General features: G+C 45.8%; 17 protein-coding genes. 9 read left to right on the top strand and 8 right to left on the bottom strand.

Annotated features, from left to right (window positions below; translation table 11 throughout):
- Positions 1-8 precede the first annotated feature (8 nt).
- The 3 genes from urtC to urtA form a co-directional block, all read right to left on the bottom strand.
- The gene (gene urtC, locus WG31_RS00755) at positions 9-1,124 is read right to left on the bottom strand and encodes an urea ABC transporter permease subunit UrtC (RefSeq protein ID WP_063353312.1); all 1,116 of its coding nucleotides are present in this window, start codon (positions 1,122-1,124) and stop codon (positions 9-11) included.
- A gap of 11 nt (positions 1,125-1,135) precedes the next feature.
- Positions 1,136-2,062, bottom strand: coding sequence for an urea ABC transporter permease subunit UrtB (gene urtB, locus WG31_RS00750; RefSeq protein WP_063353311.1), 927 nt, complete (start codon positions 2,060-2,062; stop codon positions 1,136-1,138).
- A gap of 63 nt (positions 2,063-2,125) precedes the next feature.
- On the bottom strand, positions 2,126-3,391 hold the full coding sequence (urtA, locus tag WG31_RS00745) for an urea ABC transporter substrate-binding protein (RefSeq protein ID WP_063353310.1): 1,266 nt from the start codon (positions 3,389-3,391) through the stop codon (positions 2,126-2,128).
- A 209-nt stretch (positions 3,392-3,600) separates the two neighbouring features.
- On the opposite strand from urtA, the gene WG31_RS00740 reads away from it, so the two are divergent.
- A complete protein-coding gene (locus WG31_RS00740; protein ID WP_063353309.1) occupies positions 3,601-6,939 on the top strand; it encodes a hybrid sensor histidine kinase/response regulator in 3,339 nt (1,112 codons plus the stop codon).
- The gene (locus WG31_RS00735; RefSeq protein ID WP_063353308.1) at positions 6,936-7,835 is read left to right on the top strand and encodes a DNA-binding response regulator; all 900 of its coding nucleotides are present in this window, start codon (positions 6,936-6,938) and stop codon (positions 7,833-7,835) included. Before WG31_RS00740 ends, WG31_RS00735 begins: the two co-directional genes overlap by 4 nt.
- A 48-nt stretch (positions 7,836-7,883) precedes the next feature.
- Here the strand turns inward: WG31_RS00735 and WG31_RS00730 are convergent, their stop codons facing one another.
- On the bottom strand, positions 7,884-8,891 hold the full coding sequence (locus WG31_RS00730) for a formamidase (protein ID WP_006116730.1): 1,008 nt from the start codon (positions 8,889-8,891) through the stop codon (positions 7,884-7,886).
- Positions 8,892-9,279: 388 nt separating this feature from the next.
- On the opposite strand from WG31_RS00730, the gene WG31_RS00725 reads away from it, so the two are divergent.
- From WG31_RS00725 to WG31_RS00700, 7 genes are all read left to right on the top strand, one after another.
- Positions 9,280-10,482 (top strand): porin, encoded by a 1,203-nt coding sequence (locus WG31_RS00725; RefSeq protein WP_245191527.1) that lies wholly within the window; start codon positions 9,280-9,282, stop codon positions 10,480-10,482.
- 67 nt (positions 10,483-10,549) lie between these two features.
- Positions 10,550-10,993, top strand: a complete 444-nt coding sequence (locus tag WG31_RS00720) for a hypothetical protein (RefSeq protein WP_035352509.1) — start codon at positions 10,550-10,552, stop codon at positions 10,991-10,993.
- Between the two features lie 506 nt (positions 10,994-11,499).
- Positions 11,500-12,771, top strand: a complete 1,272-nt coding sequence (locus tag WG31_RS00715; protein ID WP_063353307.1) for an autotransporter strand-loop-strand O-heptosyltransferase — start codon at positions 11,500-11,502, stop codon at positions 12,769-12,771.
- 403 nt (positions 12,772-13,174) lie between these two features.
- Positions 13,175-13,351, top strand: a complete 177-nt coding sequence (locus tag WG31_RS15965; protein ID WP_245191526.1) for a hypothetical protein — start codon at positions 13,175-13,177, stop codon at positions 13,349-13,351.
- A 373-nt stretch (positions 13,352-13,724) separates the two neighbouring features.
- On the top strand, positions 13,725-16,079 hold the full coding sequence (locus WG31_RS00710; RefSeq protein ID WP_063354817.1) for a TonB-dependent siderophore receptor: 2,355 nt from the start codon (positions 13,725-13,727) through the stop codon (positions 16,077-16,079).
- Between the two features lie 43 nt (positions 16,080-16,122).
- The gene (locus WG31_RS15735) at positions 16,123-17,646 is read left to right on the top strand and encodes a hypothetical protein (protein ID WP_063354818.1); all 1,524 of its coding nucleotides are present in this window, start codon (positions 16,123-16,125) and stop codon (positions 17,644-17,646) included.
- Between the two features lie 295 nt (positions 17,647-17,941).
- Positions 17,942-18,148: a cold-shock protein gene (locus WG31_RS00700; protein ID WP_003623691.1), complete on the top strand. Its 207-nt coding sequence runs from the start codon at positions 17,942-17,944 to the stop codon at positions 18,146-18,148.
- A gap of 79 nt (positions 18,149-18,227) precedes the next feature.
- Here WG31_RS00700 and WG31_RS00695 read toward each other — a convergent pair whose 3' ends face one another.
- The 4 genes from WG31_RS00695 to eat all read right to left on the bottom strand — a co-directional run bounded on the left by WG31_RS00695 (position 18,228) and on the right by eat (position 25,920).
- On the bottom strand, positions 18,228-19,712 hold the full coding sequence (locus tag WG31_RS00695; RefSeq protein WP_063353306.1) for an efflux transporter outer membrane subunit: 1,485 nt from the start codon (positions 19,710-19,712) through the stop codon (positions 18,228-18,230).
- A 4-nt stretch (positions 19,713-19,716) separates the two neighbouring features.
- Positions 19,717-22,872, bottom strand: coding sequence for an efflux RND transporter permease subunit (locus tag WG31_RS00690; protein ID WP_006116722.1), 3,156 nt, complete (start codon positions 22,870-22,872; stop codon positions 19,717-19,719).
- Positions 22,873-22,877: 5 nt separating this feature from the next.
- Positions 22,878-24,068, bottom strand: coding sequence for an efflux RND transporter periplasmic adaptor subunit (locus WG31_RS00685; protein ID WP_063353305.1), 1,191 nt, complete (start codon positions 24,066-24,068; stop codon positions 22,878-22,880).
- A gap of 499 nt (positions 24,069-24,567) precedes the next feature.
- Positions 24,568-25,920, bottom strand: coding sequence for an ethanolamine permease (gene eat, locus WG31_RS00680; RefSeq protein ID WP_063353304.1), 1,353 nt, complete (start codon positions 25,918-25,920; stop codon positions 24,568-24,570).
- Between the last annotated feature and the right edge of the window lie 18 nt (positions 25,921-25,938).

Raw genomic sequence — 25,938 nt, 5'->3', positions numbered from 1 at the left:
TTTCTTTCTTATGCTGTTTCATCTACGGCATGTGAGGTCTGACTGCGGTTTCCGCCAAGAATACGAAGGACATATGGGTCAATATAATTCTCATAAAGACTGGCAAGGCCTCCAGGTAAAAAAACAACAATACCAATAAACAAGCCACCCATAGCAAAAGTCCAAAGCTCCGGGAGCGATTCCGAAAAGCTCGTGCGAGCCCAGTTTACCAAAAGCGTGCCATACACGGCCCCAACCAATGAATTACGTCCACCTACCGCACAGTAAATTACCATTTCAATAGAAGGTACAATCCCAACAAATGTGGGAGACATAAACCCCACTTCTAATGTAAAGAGAGCACCACCAACACCAGCCATAGCTGCCGCCAAAGCAAAAATAAATATTTTAAAATTTGCAACATTATAACCAGAAAATCTTACTCTATCTTCCTGATCCCGCATCGCACGCAAAATACGGCCGAGCTTGCTTTGCCGCACAAAACGCACCAGAAGCAAACAAGCCAAAAGTAAAAAAACGCCTGCGTAGTAAAGAACAAGTTTGGCATGATCAGTACGAATATCCCAACCATCAAGCGTACGAAGATCTGTAATACCATTGACTCCACCGGTATATCCCTGCTGACCTATGATAAGAATGGTCAAAACAGATGCTATAGCCTGTGTAATAATTGCAAAATATGTTCCTCCAACACGGCGTTTAAACATCGCTGCACCGATCACCATCGCAAGAAGCACTGGCACGGCTATAATTGCCACGAGTGAAAAAGAAAGGCTATGGAACGGCTTCCAGAACCAAGGTAAGGCCGTAATCTGGTTCCAATCCATAAAATCGGGAATACCTGGAGTAGACTGGCTTTTGGTAGCCTCCAAAGTAGAGGCCTGGAGCTTTAGAAACATGGCCATACAATATCCACCAAGCCCAAAAAATATTCCCTGACCAAGACTAAGAATTCCTGAATCTCCCCAGCATGCAACTAGCCCAATGGTTACAAAAGTATACGTAAGATATTTGCCGACAAGATTAAGGCGAAATGCATCCAATCCCAAAGGCAATACAATCAGGAGAATGACAGACAGAATTGAGAGGAATAAGATATCTTTGCGGCTTTGAAGCGAAAACATATTCCCTTCTCCTAACGACGGACTTTAAGGGCAAATAGACCCTGTGGACGCAGCATGAGAATACCTATGACAGTAAGCAGAACAAGCACTTGCGCCATGGAGCCATTAAGGAAAAACTCAAGGATAGAACGTGCTTGAGAAATACTGAATGAAGACGCAATTGTCCCCCCCAGACTTTCAGTACCTCCAAATGCAACAACCAAAAATGTATCCACAATATATTGCTGGCCTGCCGTAGGGCTTGTGGACCCAATCATGGTAAAAGCCGAACCCGCAACACCAGCAACTCCACAACCTAAACCAAAAGTAAAACGATCAACCCGTTCGGTATTAATGCCGACATTACTAGCCATTGTCCGATTTTGCATGACTGCACGTACCTGCTTGCCCCAGCCTGATTTATAAAGCAGAGCATAGATTGCACCGGTAATTAGAAATGTAATCGCAATGACAATCATACCATTGATAGGAATCTGAATAGTATCACTGAGATTCCATGACCCCATCATCCAGTCAGGAAGCGTTACCCCTACTTCACGGGCACCAAATGTTGACCGAAAGACTTGCTGCAAAATCAAACTAACGCCCCATGTGGCAAGAAGTGTATCCAGCGGTCTTTTATAAAGAAAACGTATTAATGACCATTCCAGAAACATCCCGGATATACCAGCAACAATAAATGCGAGAACCACGGCAACAAAAAAATATAGCCCAAACAGCGCTGGCGCCCATTGCGCAAAAATATAGGAACAGACGTAAGTTGTATAAGCCCCGAGGATCATGAATTCCCCATGAGCCATATTGATCACACCCATCTGACCAAAAACGATGGCCAGACCCAATGCCATCAGGAGAAAAACTGAAAACAAGATGAGCCCGGCAAAACTTTGCATAACAAAAATGGATGCCAGGTCATTAAATGAATATCCCGAAAGCATAATCAAGTATCTCCTGATGAGGGGAGAAAGAAAAACCGAATGAACGGTCAGTGCCCACGTAGTTTATTGATATCCAACGGGGAACGGATTTGGCTCCATGAGTTCTGGTGTTTCATAAATCACATCGAACTGACCATCTGTACGGGCACGACCAACCAGTGTTTTACTCCACAGATGATGATTCTTATGAATCCGCACATAACCTTCGGGAGCATTTTTGAATTCAATACCCGGAGATGCATCAATCACCTTACTGATATCGAAAGTTCCGGCCTTTTCTACTGTAAGTTTCCATAGCCATGGCCCCAGATAAGCTGCTTGTGTAACATCCCCAATTACACTTTTTTCACCCCACATTTTTTTGAAAGCCGCAACAAATTTTTTGTTGTCAGGAGTATCAATGCTCTGGAAGTACTTCATGCATGCGTAAGCGCCTGCTATGTTTTCGCCTCCAATGCCAAGTATTTCATCTTCTGTAACAGAAATGGTCATCAGATTGTGCTTGGATAGATCTAGCCCAGCGGCCTTAAGTTGCTTGTAAAAGGCCACATTTGAACCACCGACAATGATCGCATAGATCACATCTGGCTTCATGAGCTTAATTTTATTGATGACGGAGTTAAATTGAGAGTCCCCCAGCGGAAAGTATTCTTCGCCCACCACACGGGATCCCTTAAGGTGATTCTCAATATGCTTGCGTGCTATTTTATTCGCTGTTCGAGGCCAAATATAATCAGACCCAAGGAGATAGTATGTTTTCGCGTTCTTCTCCTTACTGATCCAGTCAAGGCCAGCAAGAATTTGCTGTGTAGCCTCCTGTCCGGTATAGATCACGTTACGTGACTGCTCGAGTCCTTCATAAAATGTCGGGTAATAAAGCAGCCCATTGTACTGTTCGAATACAGGCAACACAGCCTTGCGTGATGCAGATGTCCAACACCCAAAGACAGATGCACATTTGTCTTTTTCAAGAAGTTTACGCGCTTTTTCGGCAAACGTTGGCCAGTCACTGGCACCGTCTTCCTGAATGAAGTTGATTTTCCGGCCGAGAACGCCGCCACTTTCATTAATCTGCGCAATGGCCAACTTCTCTGCTTCAACAGACCCGATCTCGCTCAGCGCCATGGTACCTGTGATAGAATGTAGAATTCCAACTGTGACAGTATCATCGGTAACGGCTAGCCCCGTCGTATTCACTGCGGCAGTCGATGGAACATCTGCATATGCAAGACGAGATAGAAGAGGAGTGAGTGAAAGAGCTGAAAGACCAGCAAGCATCTGACGACGGCTGGCTTGTTGCTTCAAAAGATCAATTTTCTTGTCAGGCATAAGACCTACCACCTTGGCTGCGAGTGTCGATACACTCCGTGACAACAACCTGACTGTCGGAAAGTAGGCACGCGTTCGCCATACGTCGATTAACGTACAACAATGGGTCTAAAAGACTCTTTTCATTTCGGAATCGTTATTTACTATACATTCAACAGATTTTTGGTCCACACTCTAGCAGAAGCTCTCATAGTGTCGTGGGGAGACGCATGTTCCCACATCAGCGAATCATCAGATCACGCCGCACCTACAACCGCTGGGTCGCGGATGAAACAATGGAAGATTATGCCTTGCGCTTCACGCCCGAAGCAGCACGGCGATGGTCTCCTTTAAGTGTCGCGAATACAGCCTTTGGAGGTGTTTCTTTTCTTGCCCTCGAAATGATTGGAGGTATCGTCTTTTTAAAATATGGCTTTCCAAACGCCTGCCTAGCACTGCTGTTGGGTATTGCGCTGATTTTCCTATTAAGCCTCCCTATCAGCTACTATTCCTCACGCTATGGCATAGATCTTGATCTACTTACACGTGGTGCTGGCTTCGGTTACATTGGTTCAACTCTTACCTCTCTTATCTATGCGTCATTCACTTTTATATTTTTTGCCATAGAAGGCGCGATACTCTCCGACATACTCAAAATGTGCCTCGATATCCCCCTTTGGCTAGGTTACATATTTTCAGCACTCGTTATCATTCCAATAGTTGCAAAAGGTTTTACTCTTATAAGCCGCTTTCAGAGATGGACTGTTGCACCATGGCTTATTCTTCAGCTACTCCCTTTCTTGGTTATGGCCTGGAAGCAACCTGTACCTATAACAAATTGGATACATTACGCAGGCACGCGTGAACTTCCTGTTTTGGAATTGGCCGGAATTGGAGGAGCTCTGTCGATCATATTTTCTGTGATTACCCAAATAGGTGAACAAGTAGATTTTCTGCGCTTTCTTCCCGTGCCGAAACAGACGTACCAGAAATGGACATGGTGGGGCGTACTCCTTACATGCGGTGCGGGCTGGATATTCCCCGGTGGGTTGAAAATCCTTGCAGGTATGTTTCTAGCATGGATTGCTATTATCCATGGCGTGCTCCCAGTAGAAGCACAACAACCTACAACCATGTATCTCCTTGCCTTTCAGCAGGTAACATCGGTTCATGGCCTTGCGCTCGTATTGACCATTCTGTTCATTGTGCTGTCACAGCTAAAAATTAATATTACAAATGCCTACGCAGGATCTATTGCATGGTCCAATTTCTTTTCCCGCATGACTCATAGCCACCCCGGGCGCATTGTGTGGGTGGTATTCAATGTCGGGCTGGGCCTACTTTTGATGGAAATGGATGTATATAGCACCATTGTGCATATGCTGTTCCTCCATTCAACAATTGCAGCCTCGTGGATAGGTGCACTTACATCAGACCTCATCATCAATAAACCACTTGGTTTTAGCCCAGCAGGAATCGAATTTCGCCGCGCCTATCTTTACGACATCAACCCTGTAGGTATGGGAAGCATGACAGGCGGCCTTGTTACAGCCGCAACAAGTTACACGGGGCTATTTGGTGACACATTATCAACTTTTTCCCCATTTATCGGGTTAACAACCTCCTTTTGTCTGGCGCCTTTTATCGGATGGTTGACCGAAGGACGTTATTATCTGGCACGCCCTCCCCTCTCTCTTCAAGGCGACAAAGTTCATTGTGTGTGCGTGATTTGCAAAAACTCTTTTGAACAGGAAGATATAGCCTTCTGTCCTGTCTATACGGGGTTTATCTGCTCGTTGTGTTGCACGTTGGACTCCCGTTGTCGCGATGCATGCAAAGCAGAAACAGCACATCTTTCAGGGCAAATAAAAAAAGTAACCTACAGTATATTACCTAAATTTATTGCTACCCAAGTATCTGGTATTTTAGGTCGTTATTTTATCATTTTTTCGATACTTATTTTTTGCATGGGAATTATTTTATACAGCATTTATATAAATATTTTAAAAATTCTACACATTGTACCCAACCAGCTTTATATTATTTTCTGGAAAACATTCTTTTTGCTCAGTGCACCTTTAACCGTCATTGCATGGTTTCTGGTACTCAGCCAACGCAGTTATCGTGCCGCAGAAGATGAAAATAGATTTCAAACACGTCTTCTTATGAGAGAAATACATGCGCACAAACGCACGGATCAGGAATTAAAAAAAGCTAAAGAACGTGCTGAATCAGCTAATCTTTCAAAAAGTCGATTTATGGTAGGTGTTAGTCACGAAATCCGTACACCTCTCAACTCCATCATGGGTTATGCTTACCTTCTAGAAAATAAAATGCTCACGCCTGAAAAACAAAATGAAGGATTAAAAGTTATACAACGGAGCACAGAACATTTAAGTGGTCTGATTGAAGGTTTATTTGATATTTCAAAAATAGAAGCGGGTCGTATGGATATTTTGCGCGAAAAAATTAATTTTCGAGAATTTCTAAAACATCTTACTGAAATGCTTCGTTTTCAGGTCAATCAAAAAAAACTGCTGTTTATTGAGCATATTCCAGATGATCTGCCTGAATACGTTATGACAGATCAAAGAAGACTCCGACAAATTTTAATTAATCTTCTTTCCAATGCTATCAAATTTACACCAAGCGGATCTGTGTCATTTTCCGTCAGATGGAACATGGAAATTGCAACTTTTGAGATACAAGATACAGGGATAGGAATACCCGCAACTGACATAGAACGTATTCACGAACCCTTCCAGCGCAGTTCTCATCCTGCTTCACAAAGCATTCAGGGAACCGGGCTTGGTTTAACTATAACTCGCCTTCTTGTACAGATTTTAGGAGGTGAACTCACAATCAAAAGCCAGGTTGGACTGGGCACAACTTGCCGCGTGCGGCTAATGCTCGCACAAACAGAATCAAAGGAAAACCCGGCGCCTACATATAATGTTCAAATACATGAAGGTAGTAAGCGCCCATCTGTTTTTGTTGTTGATGATGATAGTATTCATCGCGGAATGATAAATGATGTTCTAGAGCCTTTTGGGTTTTTAGTTTACTCTGCAGCAAGTGCGCAAGAATGCCTTGATATTGCAAAACATGTTCGGATCGATATTTTCCTTATTGATATCAACATGCCCGAAATGAATGGATGGGAATTAGCACGTCATTTACGGAATAGTATAAACCATGATTCTACTATCTTTGTTATTTCTGCTGATGAACAAACGCGCTTAGGCAACAATCGAGAAGGACTTTGCAATAGCATTCTTTCCAAACCTGTTTCAATTCCAGATCTGCTTCTTCTTATAAACCAAGCACTCAGTGCTATAAAACCGTCTCCAAAGCCAACAAAACCCTCGGCTACATCTCTTCATAGATTACCGGATAACCATCTTGCAGAATTACGTCGCTTATCTCGAATTGGACATGTTGCCGGAATCATACGTCTTCTTAATAAAATAGATGATTCCGTTGATGCTCAGCTTATTCGTGATATGGCTTACCGATCGCAAATGAAAAAATTGCAAAAATTTCTAGAAGATTATAAGGAAATATCATGAACGGCATTGTTCTTGTTGTAGATGACAGCCCAGAAAATCTTTCTCTTATAATGAATATATTGGAAAATTCTGGCTTCACTACTCTTGTTTCGCAATCTGCCAAGAATGCCCTTTCCATACTTTTAGATGTAGATGTAGATCTGGTGCTTTTGGATGCTCTTATGCCAGAAACAAATGGTTTTGAAATGTGCACACAAATGAAACAGATGCCAGAGCTATGTGATATTCCTGTCATATTCATGACTGGTCTTTCTGAGCAAAAACATATTGTACAGGCTTTTGATGTTGGCAGCGTTGATTATATCATCAAACCTATACAACCGCCTGAACTTCTAGCTCGTGTTCAAACTCACCTTAAAAACGCTCGCACCACAAGATCTATCTACCGAGCAATTGATTTTTCCGGGCACCATTTTCTAGCTGTAAACAAACAGGGGAAAATCTTATGGTTCACGCCTCAAGTTCCCCTGATTCTGGACGATACCCTCATCGCAGAGAGCTCATATCTTCCTGAAGATATCTTACACTGGTATCAGCATTGCCAAATAGAGCCCACCATAGCAGAAGTATGCTATAAATATCCAAATAAAAGTAAGAATATAAATGTAAATCTTATTTTTATGGGACAACCAGAACCGGAAGAATTTCTTATACGTTTAACTGTTTCTAAAGAAGGGAATGAGATTGCTTCATTACAAAAACGCCTTAATCTAACAGCGCGAGAAGCAGAAGTTCTATTCTGGATTTCAAAAGGCAAAACCAATCGAGATATTGCAGAAATACTTTCTATCAGCCACAGAACAGTTAATAAACATCTTGAACAAGCTTACGTAAAAATAGGGGTTGAAAACCGTGCATCTGCAACCGCACGTGTTCTTCAAGCCCTTCTGGTGTAGATAAAAAACAACCACCTGCCTTATTTAACAGGTGGTTATTATCAAAAGCTATTTTGGCATTGGACCAAGTTTTACGCCATCAGGATAGTATTTCCACCCATCTCGAATACGAACCTTATTATCCCATGGAAGCTTATATTCTCCTGCAGCAAGATCTCTTACCCATGTAAGGTAATTTTCTTTCTCTCCTCCAGGTTTTCCAACATAAGCACGACATCCAAGATTAAATATATTGTTTTCTAGTGCCCAGTTTTCACGTGCTTTATCTACCAAACGAGGGAACAATTCCGCCGTGACAATTTCCCATGGGTTGCGATGCCCTTGTTGGATCACATTGCCATCATAATTACAGATTGTGCCTTCACCAAAATAATAAAATACGTTGTCATACCCAGCCAAATTGACAGACATGGTGTACATAAGATTCTGCCAGGCATTTGTTTTATTAGTCCAAACCCACTGATCATTGACCTGTGTCGAATATCCAGAAATGCGAATATAAACATTAGCTCCTTTATACGCAGCTTCACGCGCTAGTTCTGGAAACATACCATCGTGACAGATACATACAGCCAACCGCGATCCTTTAGGGCCTTCACACACAGGCATTCCCAAATTACCTGGAGACCAAGGCTCGATTGGTACCCATGGTTGTAGCTTACGATAATGTAAGGCAATTTCACCCTCAGCATTAATAATAATGGCTGTATTATAAGGAGGTAATGAAGGATTCTCGTTTTTCTCCATCAGAGAAAATACACCCCATACAGCGTTCCTACGGCATGCCTCTTTAAAACGAGTAATTTCTTCACTTTCGAGGGTCAGCAACATCTCATCATAAGTCCAGATTGCCGTATTGAGACCCTGCGTTGAATACTCAGGAAAAACTATAAGGTCGAGATCCGGATACCCTGCCTTGGTTGAATCAACCGCACGACAGATCTGGTCAACCTGTGTCTGAATATCTTCAGGACCTTTAATGACCGGGACCGGATATTGAATCAATGCAACAAGAAGGGCTTCTTCCCACGCACTCACACTGCCGGTGCTTCCCATGAATCTCTCCCATACTTTGTGTCGAAAACCTATTTAGGTTCGGTGGTATGTGGTTTGGAGGCATATATTCCTCAAACCCGCTTCATGATCGTCCGATATAATATGGCTTTTGGCCCATACGTTGTTTGACGTACAGAAAATGAAAATTTTATATTTAAAAACAAAACATACAAAATTTTTGCAAAATAAATTTAACAAAAATATTGATTGTATTTTGTTTTATAAGGAATTTTTAAATTTTATTACTTTACCGTCCGTTTTCCAGAAAATTTTCAAAACTGATTTACCTCATTGAAATAAGTCATTTCACGCATGCAAAAATTTAGGTTCGTTATCATAACGTTATAAACGTAACCCAACAGTGAACCTCGGATAAAGGAGGGAACGCATGATTACGGTCAGTTCAAGGTTTTCGAAAAATTGGACGATACATCTTTCTCGCTCTAGTCGCATCCTTTCTACCTGCTTCATTTTGGGAGCCATAACCTCACAATATACACATGCTGCAGTCACGGTAAATTTTGGCAAGGATCAGTTTTTTACGCTTGGAGTTGGCGTCAAAGCGCAGTACCTATCAAAAGATCCGAATGCAACACCAAGCAATTCAAGTGCCGCCAGCGCAAGCAACTTGCGTATTTATATGGGGGCGCAGTTCCATAAATATGTTAAAACAACCGTCAATCTTGAACGATTGCGTGACGGAAACTGGAACGTTCTTGATGGTATTTTGCAAATTGAACCCTGGAAAGCATTCAATGTTTGGGGTGGTCGTATGCTCACCCCAAGTGATCGCTCCAACCTTGATGGACCATACTTCCTTAGTACATATGCCTTCCCCATTGTTGCTCAATACCCTGGAGCCTGGTCTGGCCGTGATGATGGGCTGGCCGTTTGGGGCAGACTTCTAAAAAATCATTTTCGCTATGTGGCCGGTGTCTATCGCGGTCATAACTGGCAGCGCGATGCCTCCAACTATGGTGAGCATCCTTTGTTTGCCAGTCGCTTAGAATACAACTTCCTTGATCCCGAACCATCACCCGCCTACTACACAGCCAGTACTTATTATGGAAAAGCTGACATCCTTGCTATTGGCCTAGCAGGCCAGTACGAAACGGATGGTGTAGGTACAGCACAACAAAAAGGCGATTATAAAGCCTGGAATATTGATGGCCTATTTGAAAAACGAATTGGCCTCGATGCACGCTATGGTGTTTATACTTTAGAAGGCGCCTACTATCAGTATTATACGGATGGCGTAAAAGATATTGCCGCAGGTTATCACCAACGTTCTGCAGATTATGGGAATGTTGGAGGTATCAACAATGGTACGGCTTTTCTGGCCAGCACCGCTTACCTTATTCCTTACACACTAGGCTGGGGCCGGTTACAGCCTTTGGTAAGATACCAGCAATTTCGCTATAAAAAAGATATGTACGGCCCTGGCCATCCTAAAACCACCCAATTTGATGCTGGCGCAAACTATGTTCTGGATGGCCACAACCTTCGTTTTACCTTTGACTATGTCAGGTACAAACCCATGGGCACGCACGCGTCCAATGCTTTCTTACTGGGAATGCAATTTCAGTACTAATCACTGCGCCTAATAAAGGTAAATTATATAATGGATGGTTCAAAATGAACTTCTGGGAGATAGGAAAATGCTAAACCTAAAGCAACGAGTAGTAAGCGCTGCTGCTGCTCTAACTATCAGTATCATTGGGAATACTGCATGGGCCGTAGAGCCTGCGTTGGAAAGTCTAGATTGTCGGCACCTCTTTGTAGAAGATGTGAAACTTTCAGACAAAGTTGATGCGCTACAGCACAAGGAAGAAACCGATATAGAAAACGGAAATGCAGAAGAAGACAAAGGATTTTTTGTAAAACTTGATCCAATACCAGGTATAGGTGTTATGAAAGGTATGACCTTAACCCCAGCAGGTAAGCCTCTTCGAGAAGATTCTACCGAAATGGGACTAAACACTTTACAAACACGCCTGGCATCCGTACGCAGTATAGAACAGCGTAAGATGTGTCCTGAAATAGGAATCTCCCCTCAAAAGCGTACAACTATCCTTGATGATCAAGTACGTAGCGTCCAGTAAATTCAAAGTTAAATGTAATATTTTCAAATACTTATATATAATAAAATATATTTTTCTATATGCATTAATACACGTTGAAAAAATTGCACGCGCCATTTTTCTGGCGCGTGCTTTCTGAGTCAGCATGCAATCTTAATATCGAAGGCATATTCGCAAAGCTGAAAAACTAGCAACATGTTGCAACACGATATGATCACTGAGTTTATACATTCTTGTCTGCCATCCACTCGCAACAAGTTTTATCATTCCCTATCAAAGAATGAGTCCTGATCTTAAAAATACATGGGAGTTCTTTGTTTAACCCCTATCAATTGCGCAAAATTTTTATGAATATTTATGTTTCTATTGCGCTAACATAAATAAATGTTATAAGTTTGTCCCGTAATTAGTTAACAACTCAATAGGCAGGGTTTTATCCTCGCGTAATTCGATGGTTGAGAAAATGAAAACACATACGCATTTCCAAGACAAAGATAGTCAAACATTCTTTATTGGTGGTATAAAACATGACTGATCAGACAACGGCAACCAGCACTCAAGCTAATCAGTCCAAGACAATACAAGGGGCCCCATATCCCACAGCTGCCGCGCTTCCCACACAGCAAGCGCCAAAGAATATTCGGTTTGATTTTAACGAAGGGTGCCGCGTTCACCTCCCTTTGTTGGGAGAAACGGAAGGGACTTGGCGTATTGAACTCGCAGATCTGGATACCGGGAATATTTTGTTTGCACAGACGGGCTTGAGCCAAGCGCTCGTTCGTTCATCCAAGCGCTGGTACGTGCGGTTTGGCATCACTGTCTGGCAGGATGTTACAGCAGAAGACGGAAAAGTTACCAGCACGCAGGTTTTTTCCCACGCTTACGATTCAAAAAATAAGCAGGTTCTTATCATATTCCCTGTCGGAACATTGGGAGATACGTTGGCATGGGTACCCTATGCCGCACGTTTTGCGGAAACGCGGCAAGCGCAGGTAACATGCGCCATGTCCGAACTCCTGATTCCATTATTTCAAAATGCCTACCCACACATCAATTTTGTTACGCATGATGATGTACGAACAAAAAAACTTACAGAGCAGGCTTACGCAACTTATTATCTAGGCCTCTTTTTTGATGATGCCACTTGTGACTGGCAACCTTCCGACTTCCGTTTGGTGGGACTACATAAAACGGCAGCCTATATTCTTGGGGTTAGCCCCAAAGAAGAACCTGCAAAAATCAGCTTTCCAGATGAAGGACGCCCTATTGAGGAACCTTATGTCTGTATTGCCGCTCAAGCATCATCTCAATGCAAATACTGGAACAATCCGACGGGATGGGATGAAGTTATTAAATGGCTGAAAGCCCAAGGATACCGGGTGATCTGTATTGATCAGAAAACCGTACATGGTACTGGTATTGTCTGGAACCATATTCCGTATGAAGCAGAAGACCAAACCGGTAGCCGCCCTCTTACAGAACGTGCGCGCTGGCTGAAACATGCAGAGTTTTTTATCGGGCTTGGCTCTGGCTTATCTTGGCTGGCATGGTCTACCGGAACCCCTGTGGTCATGATTGCTGGCTTTAGCCACCCAACAACCGAATTTGAAACGCCTTTCCGTATCATCAACTGGCACACCTGTAATTCTTGCTGGAATGACCCGAAAGAGCGTTTTGATCACCATGATTTTTTATGGTGCCCACGGCATGCCAACACGCCGCGCCAGTTTGAATGCACGCGCCTTATTACGTCGAAACAAGTTATTGAAACAATAAAACCCATTGTTCATAAAAAATAACGATCATTTCATATATTTCTCAAAGTACTACCATTGGTGGTGACAGCAGCAACACTGAGCAGAACGGCAGCACTGCCAGCGGTGTTACTGCTGAGGCCGAGGGATATAACATGTTTATAGTAATGGGGCCGCCATTAGCGCACTCATATCTGGCGGCACGCTTGAAACTGTTGGATCAACCTCGTTTACATCAGCAACAACAGGTGAGAATATTCTCGTCTTCTCTGGCAGCACAAGTATATCTGCCACTTTAAAAGAACCTTATGTTACCTTGAATCTTTCTGGGTCTGCTTCGGATACAACTCTTTCTACCGGTGCTGTTAATGTTCATACAGACGGTGAACTGACTGATACAACAACCTAGAGCGGTCTCATTACCCTGTCTGGCGGCAATGTCACGGTTGTGAATGCAACACATGCCAGTGGTGGGATTATTGTTGATGATAGCGGCAACTTAACCTCCGCAACGCTAGCAAGTGGTGGTTATGTTGCTGCCGATACTAAAATTATAAACGGCTATGCGATAGTTTACGATGATGGAAAAGTCTTTAGTAGTGCTGCACTGCCTCTGGCAAGGTAACTTATCCCACTGCACTATTGGCATTCTGTCCATAAATATTCGCGCAGCAGAACCTTTTTTAGTTAATCATCAGAATAAGGCAAATACCAAACATTGTGCCTAATACGTCAATACAATACTTATTTTAAGCAGGCTCTACCTTTTGTAGGTAGAGCCTTTTTTCTAGCGTTACTCAATTATCTTTTGGCACTCACAGCACATCTTATCGCTCTGCAGTCCATTCAGCATAACTGTATTATTTTAGCATCACTCTCCATCCATATTCATTCATATACAGATTTATGTACCAATATATATAGACAAGCTGACATCCGGCCCGGCAAAAGAAACTCACCCTTTGTTTTTTACTTTAAACCCGGACCTGCCAGAATCTATGCACGATCGTTTTCATACTTTTTGCGCTGCTGGAACGTTTAGCGCCCTTTTGTTGACAACCTCGGCACTGGCTGCAACGCCTGATCCTACAAAGCCGCATGCAGGCAGCAAACAAGCTGCTATAAAAACAGCAGCACCAAAAAAACAAGCCACCGCCGCCCCTATTGCAGGGATACTGGATGGCTCCAATGGTGAGACTGTGAATGTTCATGGCCATCATGCCGCAGATGGCACAGCAGCCAAATATATGAACAAGATTGTTTATCTTGGCCCATTAGGTAACCGAGATACTTTGGATACGCCTTATTCTGTCATGGGTGTTCCGCACGATGTTGTGGTGAACCAACAGATCCGCAACCTCAATGACATGGCGCAATATCTCCCTTCCGTGCAGTTGGAAGTTCGTGGTGATCCCAACACGTCTCGCCCACAATCTCGTGGGTTTGAGGCCGATGTCATCTCCAACTCTCGTCTTGATGGGCTAAACGTTGTTGCCACCACACCTTATGCGGCAGAATGGGTAGACAACCTGCAAGTTCTGAACGGCTTGGCAGGCGCAATGTATGGGCCAGAAAACCCAGCCGGTGTTTTTGAATATACCCTCAAACGCCCAACAGATCGGCGTACAGAACGCCTTTCTGTTGGTGTAGATTCCATCGGCACACCAACAGTTAATGGTGATATTTCTGGTCGTTTGGGGCGGAATGGCTGGTTTGGTTACCGCCTGAACATGCTGCATGCCAACGGCACCGCTTATACGCAAGGCAGCATGGTTCGCCGCGAAATGGTCAGCGGTGATTTTGATATCCACCTTGATGACAAGACGGTTATCGAAATTGATGCCAGCCACTACACTTTTGACCAGCGCGGTACTGCACCCGGTTTTGGTATTCTAGCAACCGGAGTGGGCGGAGATAAACTGCCCGAAGCACCGGATCTGAGCAAACGGCTGGCTCCTGAATGGAGCGGCTACAATATGGAAACCAATACGTTTCTTGCCAAAATTAAGCACCAGATCAACAAAGATTGGAGCTTCACACTGGGTGGTTTGTATCAGGATGCCGCCAGACAATCCTTTGGTGTGGCTGATACATTGTGTGATGGCAGCAAAACCTGCGGTGGCCTAACTGGTAGCAATGGCTGGTTCAGTTCCAAAGCAACTGCCACAACCACGGCGAATGATTTCCGTGTTGGCAGTAACATGGCCTATTTTAACGGCCGTGTTCACACCGGGCCCTTGCAGCATGATCTGGTGATTGGCACCAACGGTTACATGATGGGGAATTATAACCCCACAGGTGCAGTTACAAGCGCACAGAACTTAGGGGTATATAATCTCTCCGGCCCCTCCCCTTCCAGCGGCACACAGCCTTATTATCATGGGCGTTATAAATCCAGCAGTGTCACTAGCCAGTCTTTTATTGTGGGTGACACCATGCGCATCAACAAACATTGGTCTGTTATGGGCACACTTGCCTGGAGCTGGATCAATCAGGAAAGTGCGCTTAACTCCAAAAGCCCTCTCAGAAAAACTTTTGATACATCAGCAGCTTTTAGCCCCACAGCCAGCGTGATGTACAAACCAACAGATAACCAGACCATCTATTTTACTTATGGTCGTTCTGTTGAAGCAGGGCCTGTTACCCCTAATAGTGCAAGCTACACCAACACAAACATGGCGCTGCCCATTGCCCATTCTGAAGAATATGAAGTGGGCTACAAACTGCGTTACAAAACAATGCAGTTTAACGTTGCCGGTTTCCGTATGACATCACCATACGCAATGTATGTGGCCGCAAAAAACCCGGATGCAGGTTGCGCAGCCATGACAAATTGCCAGACCTATCAATACGGCGGCACACAGCGCAACTATGGTGTGGAAGCCCAGATTTCTGGCGAAGTGCTGCCTAACCTTTCTGTCCTTGCTGGCATGACTTGGCTAGATGCAGAACTAGTGCATGCAGCATCTTCCTCACTTAATAATAAGGAAATTGTTGGCGCAGCACCTTTGCAGGCTAACATGTTGCTGGATTATCGCTTGCCGGCTTCCATGGGGTCATTTGCATCTGGCTGGGCCTTCAATGCCAATGTGCATTACATGGGCAATCGCGCAGCTAACGTTACCAACACACTCCATACCGGATCCTACACCACGTTGGATCTGGGTACGCGCTATGCATTTCATGTGGCACAATTTCCATGGGTTGTACGTTTTGGGGTGAGCAACGCTACTAATGAACGCTACTGGGCCTCGGTTTATACCGGCGCACCAAGTGGCACATCTGGCGCAGCATCCAGCTTGTATGCTGGCCTGCCGCGTGTTTATCACTTCACTTTCTCTGCGGAGTTCTGATACTCTTTTCCGTACAATCAAACGCACGGAAAATAGAACCAACATGCGTGTTACCAAAAGACTGATAGCTCCGCTGGTTCTATTTTCCGTATGTATCAGTTTTTTCACATTCAGAAATATAGAGGGCTTTGGCGGCCTGCCTTTCAGCGATGAATCTGGGCACTTTCTGGGTGTTCTCGCCATGCAACATGGTGATCGGCTTTATCGAGACTATATTGATGCGCATGGACCTCTGGTTTTCATGCTCTCATGGATACTGGGGCCTGTTGCTGGTGTTTCGCACCTTTGGGTTTTCCGGCTTGTTTCTACACTAATGGCCAGCCTTGCCGGGCTGGCCATTTTTTGTACACCTCTTTTTACTTTTAATTGGCAGCGTTATCTGGCAACCGCCATGTGGGTGGGAGGCATTGCGTCTGTCTGGACCGTGCAAGGCCTGCATCTGGATAGTTATTGGCCCATTGGCGGTGCATTAACTGTTATCAGCATGGCTACTTTTGTAGTGCCACTTTGCCTGAATAAACCTGTATCTGAGCCTCAGGCTTTTTGCGGAGGCTTTGCCACGGCACTTTTACCCTTCGCAGCCTATGCGTTTGGCCCACTCGCTGTTTTATTTTACGCTACCCCGTGCCTGATCTGGGCATTTAATCGCTCAGCTTACAAAGAAACTCTAAAATGGGTCACTCTGGGGTGCCTTTGTGCCTGTTTGGTCATGACATTATGGCTCGCCGTCTATGGCGATATAGGTGGCATGATTGCTTTTCATATTATCGCCAATCAGAGATGGTATGCACATTACATTCCCTTTGGCATGGATGCCTTTCTACACGGCATGGCACTTTCCTTTGCGCCTGACCGCGTTATAGAAACACTGGCTGTCATCACCATCGGTTTTGGTAGCTTTCTTCTTGTTTGGAAAAGCACCTATAAGGTTTGTGCCCTTCTGGCTATTTGTGGTCTGATGACGCTTCAGATCCGGGGAATGAATGGTTTTCAAAACGGGGCTTTTCTTATGGCTGCGTTTGGTTTGGCAAGCTTAATGGCCACAGCCTGTTTAAAAAACCGTCCTAATATTTTATCGTTCTTGGCATTCGGTAGCATTGGCGGAATATTCTTCTCCTCCCAACACGCCCTTTCCTCTCCTTGGGGGCAAACATTGGCACAAAGGCGTGCCACTGAGTGGCATCTGACGCAAGATGACTCTGTTGATTTTGCCAAAACCATTCGTGCTTATACACGTCCCGATGAACGAATTTTGGCTGTCCCTTATAATCCTGATGCGTATCTTCTGGCCCACAGGTTACCCATAAAGAAATATCATGCGTATCTCCCGTGGGAAGCCGATTACGCCGCCCACCCGTGGCACGGGTATGATCGTGATTTATGTGCTGATTTACCTAAAGATAAGCCTCCAGCCATTTATTTTGATAGCTGGGTTATCTGGGGCGTGCATGATCCCAAAAAGTTCATGCCCTGCGTGGTTGATATTCTGCACACAGACTATACACAAGTGCCTGCGGGATCTTCCGTTTATATCAGGAATGATCGCCTGCCCCATCTACCATCCTGAAACAATAAATAATCATCACCTTAATTTTTATGCAGCAGCTTTGTTTAACTTTATAAATTTAAAAATAAAAATACTGAAAAGTGTTATTCTACAGTGTGTTGGCATGGAAATAATGATTTAATTTTTGATGCTCATCAGTTTATCCTTGCATTCCTTTTGGTTTACGCACATTGATAGCGCAAGCGGATGCTTTTATCTGAGTCATCGGCGCATGTTGCGTCAGTTTTTCTCCTTAAAAGTTATGATTTCGTGTGTATTTTGTACACGACCGCTGTTGTGAAAAAGGAGCCTTGTTATGGCAACAGGCACCGTAAAATGGTTTAACCCTACAAAGGGTTTTGGTTTCATTCAGCCGGACAATGGGGGACAGGACGCGTTCGTTCATATCTCTGAGCTTGAGCGCGCCGGTATGCATACCCTTACCGAAGGCCAGCAGGTCTCTTACGAGCTCGAAGCCGGCCGTAACGGCAAGACATCAGCAGTCAGCATTAAAGCAATCTAATTGCTTTAAGCTGCATTTGATGCTGTAAAAAGCCGCCCTTTGGGGCGGCTTTTTATTTGCCATTTTTGCAAATATCCAATTACCCTTTTTCTTTCCAGCCACCACCAAGTGAACGATAAAGCGTGACCAGATTCTGATATCTGGATACATCTACCGAAATTTGATTTTGCTGTGCTTGCAAATAGGCCCTCTGCGATTCCAGCGTTGTTAAGTAGGAATCGATCCCTGCTTCATAACGCATCTTTGCAAGACGATATGCATCCCCAGAAGCATTTACCAAAGCATCTACTTCCTTCTGCTCATCCAGATACGCCTTTCTTCCAGCCAGCGCATCAGCAACTTCTCGGAATGCTGTCTGCACTGTTTTTTCGTAGGCTGTAATTTTGCTATCCCGGCGCGCTTTAGAGGCTTTCAGGTTCCCTGAATTTTGCCCCCACGTCCACAAAGGAATTTGAATGTTTGGGTTCACCCCCCAAGTGGTTGCCGCAGATGTAAACAGTTTATGAAACTGCAAGCTGGAAATACCATCACTGGCCGTAAGTGTAATACGCGGGAAAAACGCGGCACGCGCTGCACCAATATCTGCCTGCGCAGACAACAGATCATGTTCAGCCTGCACAATATCAGGTCGGCGGTTCAGCAAATCTGATGGTAAACCCGCAGGCACATCCGCCAGAACAGTTTGCTGCCCCAAATTGGAAGGCGGCGGCAAATCAGCAGGAATGGGCGCCCCTATCAGCAAGCTGATAAGGTTTTCATCCTGCTCCACCTTTCTTTGAGAATCAGCCAACAGGCCAGCACTTTGTGCAACCTGCGTTTCTGCCTGCCTGACAGTCAGCAGATCGGCTTCTCCGTGGTTATATTTATCTTGGATAAGCTGCAATGTGCCTTGCTGGCTTCCCAACGTATTTTGCGCAAGTATAACATCCTGCTTATCACCCAACCACGCAATATATGCGTTGGCAACCTGCGCAATAATGCTGATGGTCACCCCCCTAAAGTTTTCCTGCTGGGCCAGTGTTTCTTCTGCTGCTTCTCGGCTAAGGGAACGGATGCGGCCAAAAATATCAATTTCATAAGCCGAAAACCCAATACCACCCTGATAAAAACGGAACGGATTACGCGCCATACCCGTACCTGTTTGGGCTGAATCCAAACCAGGCGCAAAGCTCAAACCCGCGGCATCAGATGGAGCCTGATACATTGGCCCACCAGTTGCCCCAATGCTGGGAAACAAGCCTGCATGCTGGATATCATAACGCCCCTGCGCTTCTACAATGCTGGCCGCCGCCTGCCGGATATCTCTGTTTTCACGCAGGGCAATGGTAATCAACTGCTGCAAACGCGGGTCTATAAAGAAGTCTCGCCAGCCAATATCAGATGCGGCCTTTTGCAGCATGGCATTATCTGTGTGCTGATAATCTGCCCACGTTTGTGCAAGCGGCGGTTGTGGCCGCTTGTATTTGGGTATCATAGTGCAGCCACCCAAAAGCCCGGCTGCCACTGCAAGACATGCAACTTGACGATACAGGCGCGACTGACGGGATGCGGAAAAATGCGTCATAATTTTACTCGTGTCCGTCAGAATTCATAATCTGGGCATGCGGATCTGTGCGTTCGTTGATGCGCTTCACCTTGAAAAGCCGAAGAACAACCACAAAGAACACAGGCACAAAATAAACAGCCAGCAACGTTGCCGAAGCCATACCACCCACTACAGCCGTGCCAATAGCAACACGCGCGGCAGACCCTGCCCCTGATGCGATAGCCAATGGAAATACCCCCACCACAAAGGCAATGGATGTCATCAAAATGGGGCGCAAGCGTTCCCGCGCAGCCGTTAGAACAGCCTCTTCCAAGGTTTTGCCTTGCTCAAAGCCCATTTTGGCAAACTCAACAATCAGAATAGCGTTCTTAACTGCCAGCCCAACTGTTGTAAGCAGCCCCACCTGGAAATAGACGTCGTTCGCTAAGCCGCGCATTAATGTTGCAATAATTGCGCCAACAACCCCCAGCGGAATAACCAGCAAAACCGCCAGCGGAATGGCCCAACTTTCGTACAATGCTGCCAGACACAGCAGAATAACGATCATGGCCAGAGCATAAAGTGGCCCTGTAGAAGACCCAGACGCATTCTGCTCAAAAGATAGACCCGTCCATTCATACCCGATGCCTGCGGGCAGTTTTTTCAGGATATTGGTAATTGTCGCCAGCGCCTGGCCAGAGCTATAACCCGCAGCCGGTTGGCCCAGAATTTCAAAAGCGTTGAAGCTATTATAGTTTTCAACCTTCTGCGGACCAGAAATCCAGTGGGCGCTTACAAAAGCATTCAGCGGCACCAACGTGTTCGTGAAGTTTCGGATATACCATTTGTCCAGATCCTGCGGCTGCATGCGGGAACTGGCAACACCTTGGATATATACCTGCTTTACACGGTCATTGCGCGTAAACTGGTTGACGTAAATAGAGCCCAGTGCCCCTTCAATAGTGGTATTGATATCATCAATAGTCACACCAAGAGCGTTTGCTTTTTCCCGGTCAATATCCAGATGGTACTGGCCAGCATCTTCCATACCATTCGGGCGCACAGCCAACAGACTGGGGTCCTGGGCAGCCAGGCCCAGCACCATGTTACGGGCTTCCAGCAATTTTTGGTGGCCTAGATGCGCACGGTCTTCCAACTCAAGGTCAAACCCTGTTGCGTTCCCCAATTCCAGAACCGCTGGCGGGTTAAAGGCCAGAATCTGTGCTTTAGGGCTGCCCCAAAAGTGCATCATAATCCGCATGGCAATTGCCGCAGAAGATTGGGATGCTTTCGGGCGGACAGACCAATCCTTCAAACGGATAAAGAACGCGCCAGAGTTCTGGCCCTGCCCGGCAAAGTTAAACCCGTTTACAGAATAAACGGATTCAACAGAATCTGCTTCCGTCTTAAGAATATAGTCTGCAACAGCATGATTGATCTCGGCTGTTTTTTCCATGGGGGCATTGGGCGGCATGGTGATCTGCCCAAAAATGAGCCCCTGATCTTCATCCGGCAAAAAGCCACCGGGAACCCGGAGAAACAGAACAACCACAGCCGCTGTAATAAGAACAAAAGCCCCCATTGTGAGCATAAAATGCCGCAGAAGGTAGTTTACACCCCCAAGATAACCATTGGTCAGCCTTGTAAAATGGCGATTAAACCACCCAGCCAGACCTTTAGTTTTTTCATGCTGACCGGGTTTGAGCATAGTGGCGCACAGGGCTGGCGTAAGCACCATCGCCACCAGCACAGAAAGCCACATGGCCGCAACAATGGTGATAGAAAACTGCCGATAAATAACCCCGACAGAACCAGAAAATGCAGCCATAGGCAGGAAAACAGCCGACAGAACCAGCACAATACCTACAAGCGCGCCAGAGATTTCATCCATGGAAACACGGGCAGCCTCACGCGGGGAAAGCTGCTTTTCCGTCATCACACGTTCAACGTTTTCCACCACCACAATGGCATCATCCACCAGCAAGCCAACAGCCAACACCATAGCCAGCATGGTAAGTGTGTTGATGGAATAGCCCAAAAGATTCAGCAGGCCGAACGTACCCAGCAGCACAACAGGCACCGCAATGGTAGGAATAAGCGTGGCGCGGAAGTTCTGCAAAAACACCAGCATAACCAAAAAGACAAGGCCAATGGCTTCCAGCAGCGTTTCAACCACTTCCCCAATAGAAAGGGTAATAAACGGCTCGGTATCCAGCGGGTAAACGGTTTTCAAACCCGGCGGGAAAAACTGTTCCAGCTCATGCAACTGGGCACGCACTGCGGCTTCTGTTGCAATCTGGTTTGCACCCGGTGCCAGCTTAAGCGCCATGCCAGAAGCCGGCATGTTATTATAATAGGAGTTGGTGTTGTAGGTCTGCGGCCCAAGTTCAACCTTGGCAATATCCCGGATACGCACCTGAGAACCATCGGGCTGCACTTTCAGCAGAATTCTTTCAAACTCTTCTGGAGATGTCAGGCGCTGCGGGCCAATAATAGTGGCATCCAGCCGAATACCTTTGGTTGCAGGCAAACCACCAAGCTCACCCGATGAAAGCTGGATATTTTGGTTCTGAATGGCGGTTTCAACATCTCTTACGGTCAGGCCATAGTTGAACAGCTTGGCCGGATCCATCCAGATACGCATGGAGTATTCAGACCCAAACAGCGTATGATCACCCACACCGGAAACACGGCTGAGCGGGTCGGAAATATTAGACGCCACATAATCTGCAATATCGCCACCATTCATGCTGCCATCGGTGGAAATAAAGGCCACCACAAGCATGAAGTTCTTAACCGCCTTGGTAATGCTCAAACCCTGAGCAGTCACTTCTGTTGGCAGTTTTGGCTGGGCAAGCTGGAGCTTGTTCTGAACCTGCACCTGAGCAATGTCTGGATCTGTCCCCTGCGCAAAGGTCAGATCAATTTCCATCTGGCCCGATGCGTAAGACTGCGCAGAAATATATTCCAGATGATCCAGCCCGAACATCTGCTGCAAGATCGGGCGCACAACAGTATCGTTCACCGTATCAGCCGAAGCACCCGGATACGTTACACTGATGGCAATTTGCGGCGGCGCAATGCTAGGGTACTGGGAAATAGGCAGCCGAAAAATAGACAGCCCCCCAACCAGCATAATAATAAGACTGATCACCCACGCAAAAATTGGCCGATCAATAAAGAAGCGTGAAAGGCTCATGCTGGTTACTGGCTCTTTTGAGAGTTCTGATCTACGGGGCTAGTGGCTTTGGCTGCTGGCTGAGATGCCTCTTCGTGCGGATCAACCTTGGCTCCGGGCGTTACTTTCTGCAGCCCTTCCACAACAATACGTTCGCCTTCCTTTAGCCCGGATGTCACAATCCAATTGGCGCCAACGGTTTGCCCCGTGGTGATCTGGCGTAAATCGACCGTGTTATCGGGTTTCACCACCCACACCTGCGGGTCCCCATGTGTATTACGGGTTACGGCATCTTGCGGCACAACAAGCGCTGCGGGGTCCACACCCTCATCCAACTGGGCGTGTACGTACATACCGGGGAGCAACAGCTTATCTGGGTTGGGCATAATAGCGCGTACGATAACAGTGGCCGTAGCCGTATCCACGTTTACTTCAGAAAGCGCCATCTGACCGATGTGCTCATATGCAGAGCCATCTTCTAGCGTAACCTGTACCGGCACCTTACCATCTTCCTGCCGTTGAATACGCCCTTCCGCCAGTTCACGCTTAAGGCGCAACAGCGTGATGGCTGGCAGATTAACGTCAACATATATGGGGTCCAGCCGCGTGATAATGGCCGTATTATCTGTCTGGTTTGCGGTAACCAACGCACCAACGGTTATCAGCGTACGGCTGATCCGGCCAGAAATAGGCGCATACATTTTTGTATAGCCCAGATTTACCTGTGCGCTTTCTACCTGCCCCTGCGCGTTTAGGATACGCCCTTGGGCTTCCTTTTCCGCTGCCAGGGCATCATCATAGTCCTGCTGGCTAATAGCATGAGACTGCACAAGCCCACGGTAGCGGTTCAGCTTGGCGCGCGCTGTAACCTCGGCAGCCTGAGCTTCTGCCAACTGCCCACGAGCTGTGTCATACACCGCTTTATAACGTGAAGGATCAATCTGGTACAGTTGTTGGCCTGCAACAACATCAGCACCTTCGCGGAACAACCGTTTTTCAATAACACCTGTAACCTGCGGGCGAACCTGTGCAATTTCAAAAGCATCCGTACGACCGGGAAGAGAGGTATGCACCGCAACAGACTGCTTTTTCATAACCTGAATCTGCACACTTTGCGGCGGCATTTCAGGGGCAGATGCCTTTTGATCGCATCCTGACAGCCCTATAAGCACACCCACAACAGCAGCATGGGTTAAACTACTGACTTCCCGCTTCATCAGGGAATCCTTTTAAGAAATTTTGAAATAATCGTTGCTCCAACATCTGCAGATACTGTTTTAAAATAACATCTTACTCACCCTGCACCTGCAAAAAACCACATATTTTACCTGAACAATGCAAGCCATTCAGAATGCAATTCAAAACCGCATAAACAAGATCATTTTAGTCCTGTTTCTTGCACAAATTTGCGGCTTGTCAAACACTATATTCATATCTGGCTTGCCTGAAACGCAACAATCCTACCGAGGTCTAGGAACTTCCGGCATAGCAGTCTGTATCTTGTCGTGTCATGATCACTTTTTCGTGATTATATGCCTTTGCATGACACCACATGCAAGGCTTGAGATGCATTTACATTCTCAATTTACGCAAGGATAAAGTGATTAAAAATAAAATGTGTTATAACGCCTGAGCATACTCAAACGTTATAACACAACAGTAAAGGGCTAATAAAATCTAATCCAGCAATGCTTTATTATATAATCTCTAGCAGCATTAAATATCTGATTGTGATTTGCGCGAAAACGCCATGAAAAAACATGTAATAACCGCGATAAACCCAACATATATGAAAAATATCGTAAGATTATAATAAATAACCGCTACAAGCGAAATAATGGCACCAAGCAACGCGATAGCTGGCAAAACCGGATACAACGGCGCCCGATAGGGGCGAGACAAAGCAGGTTCTTTCAGGCGCAAACGAAACAAGCTGATCATACTCAGCAGATACATAGTCAAAGCGCCAAACACAGACATCGTAACCAATGTGGCCGTTAAAGACTGCCCATTGATAGAGATAATGTCATCCGAAAAGATAGCTGCAATCCCGATACTGCCACCAGCCAGCGTGGCCGTATAAGGCGTTTTGAAACGTGGATGCAACTTGCCCAACACAGCAGGCAAGAACCCTGCACGCGCCAATGCAAATATCTGCCGACCATACCCCATGATAATACCATGCAAGGAGGCAACCAAACCAAACAGCCCCAGCCACACCAACATGTGCAACCATCCGCTGTTGCTGCCCACAACGGCCTTCATGGCTTGTGGCAAAGGATCATTCAAATTGGCAAGCGTATGCCAATCCCCCACACCACCAGCAAAAAGCATGACACCAAATGCCAATGAAACAAGCGTAAGCACACCTGCAATATAAGCGATGGGAATGGAACGGCGCGGATCTTTTGCTTCTTCTGCTGCCATAGCCACGCCTTCAATGGCCAGAAAAAACCAGATAGCAAATGGAATGGCTGCAAAAATACCGCCCATAGCTGTCCAGCCAAAATGCGGTGCAACGCCCCAGCCATTCTGCAGAAAGTTATGCCATGAAAAGGCTGGTGCCACGACCCCCATAAACACAAGAAGCTCTATAATAGCAGCTATTGTTACAAACAGTTCAAATGTAGCAGCAATATGCACCCCCACAATATTTAGTGTCATGAACACCAAATACGCCCCCAACGCCGCAACTTTAGGGGAGAGGTTTGGAAACTGCACATTCAGGTACGCGCCAATAGCCAACGCAATGGCTGGGGGTGCAAAAATAAATTCAACCAGCGTGGCAAGCCCTGCTAACAAACCACCCCAACGCCCCAATGCACGAAAACTATAAGCAAATGGGCCACCAGCATGCGGGATGGCACAGGTAAGTTCTGTAAAACTGAAGATAAAAGCCGTGTACATAATCGCCACAAAAACTGTGGCTACCAAAAACCCTAAAGTTCCAGCGGTACCCCAGCCATAGCTCCAGCCAAAATACTCCCCGGAAATAACCAGACCAACAGCAATACCCCATAGATGGAACGTGCTTAGAGATTTGTTGAGATGCGTTGAACCCTCACCCATGCTTCAGTACATCCTTTT

The sequence above is a fragment of the Acetobacter oryzifermentans genome (assembly GCF_001628715.1).
Taxonomy (GTDB): domain Bacteria; phylum Pseudomonadota; class Alphaproteobacteria; order Acetobacterales; family Acetobacteraceae; genus Acetobacter; species Acetobacter oryzifermentans.
This window is presented reverse-complemented; position numbering and strand designations above follow the sequence as displayed.

Coding starts and splice junctions, on each gene's coding strand:
- urtC (WP_063353312.1), bottom strand. CDS start 1,124: ATGTTTTCGCTTCAAAGCCGCAAAGATATCTTATTCCTCTCAATTCTG.
- urtB (WP_063353311.1), bottom strand. CDS start 2,062: ATGCTTTCGGGATATTCATTTAATGACCTGGCATCCATTTTTGTTATG.
- urtA (WP_063353310.1), bottom strand. CDS start 3,391: ATGCCTGACAAGAAAATTGATCTTTTGAAGCAACAAGCCAGCCGTCGT.
- WG31_RS00740 (WP_063353309.1), top strand. CDS start 3,601: ATGTTCCCACATCAGCGAATCATCAGATCACGCCGCACCTACAACCGC.
- WG31_RS00735 (WP_063353308.1), top strand. CDS start 6,936: ATGAACGGCATTGTTCTTGTTGTAGATGACAGCCCAGAAAATCTTTCT.
- WG31_RS00730 (WP_006116730.1), bottom strand. CDS start 8,891: ATGGGAAGCACCGGCAGTGTGAGTGCGTGGGAAGAAGCCCTTCTTGTT.
- WG31_RS00725 (WP_245191527.1), top strand. CDS start 9,280: ATGATTACGGTCAGTTCAAGGTTTTCGAAAAATTGGACGATACATCTT.
- WG31_RS00720 (WP_035352509.1), top strand. CDS start 10,550: ATGCTAAACCTAAAGCAACGAGTAGTAAGCGCTGCTGCTGCTCTAACT.
- WG31_RS00715 (WP_063353307.1), top strand. CDS start 11,500: ATGACTGATCAGACAACGGCAACCAGCACTCAAGCTAATCAGTCCAAG.
- WG31_RS00710 (WP_063354817.1), top strand. CDS start 13,725: ATGCACGATCGTTTTCATACTTTTTGCGCTGCTGGAACGTTTAGCGCC.
- WG31_RS15735 (WP_063354818.1), top strand. CDS start 16,123: ATGCGTGTTACCAAAAGACTGATAGCTCCGCTGGTTCTATTTTCCGTA.
- WG31_RS00700 (WP_003623691.1), top strand. CDS start 17,942: ATGGCAACAGGCACCGTAAAATGGTTTAACCCTACAAAGGGTTTTGGT.
- WG31_RS00695 (WP_063353306.1), bottom strand. CDS start 19,712: ATGACGCATTTTTCCGCATCCCGTCAGTCGCGCCTGTATCGTCAAGTT.
- WG31_RS00690 (WP_006116722.1), bottom strand. CDS start 22,872: ATGAGCCTTTCACGCTTCTTTATTGATCGGCCAATTTTTGCGTGGGTG.
- WG31_RS00685 (WP_063353305.1), bottom strand. CDS start 24,068: ATGAAGCGGGAAGTCAGTAGTTTAACCCATGCTGCTGTTGTGGGTGTG.
- eat (WP_063353304.1), bottom strand. CDS start 25,920: ATGGGTGAGGGTTCAACGCATCTCAACAAATCTCTAAGCACGTTCCAT.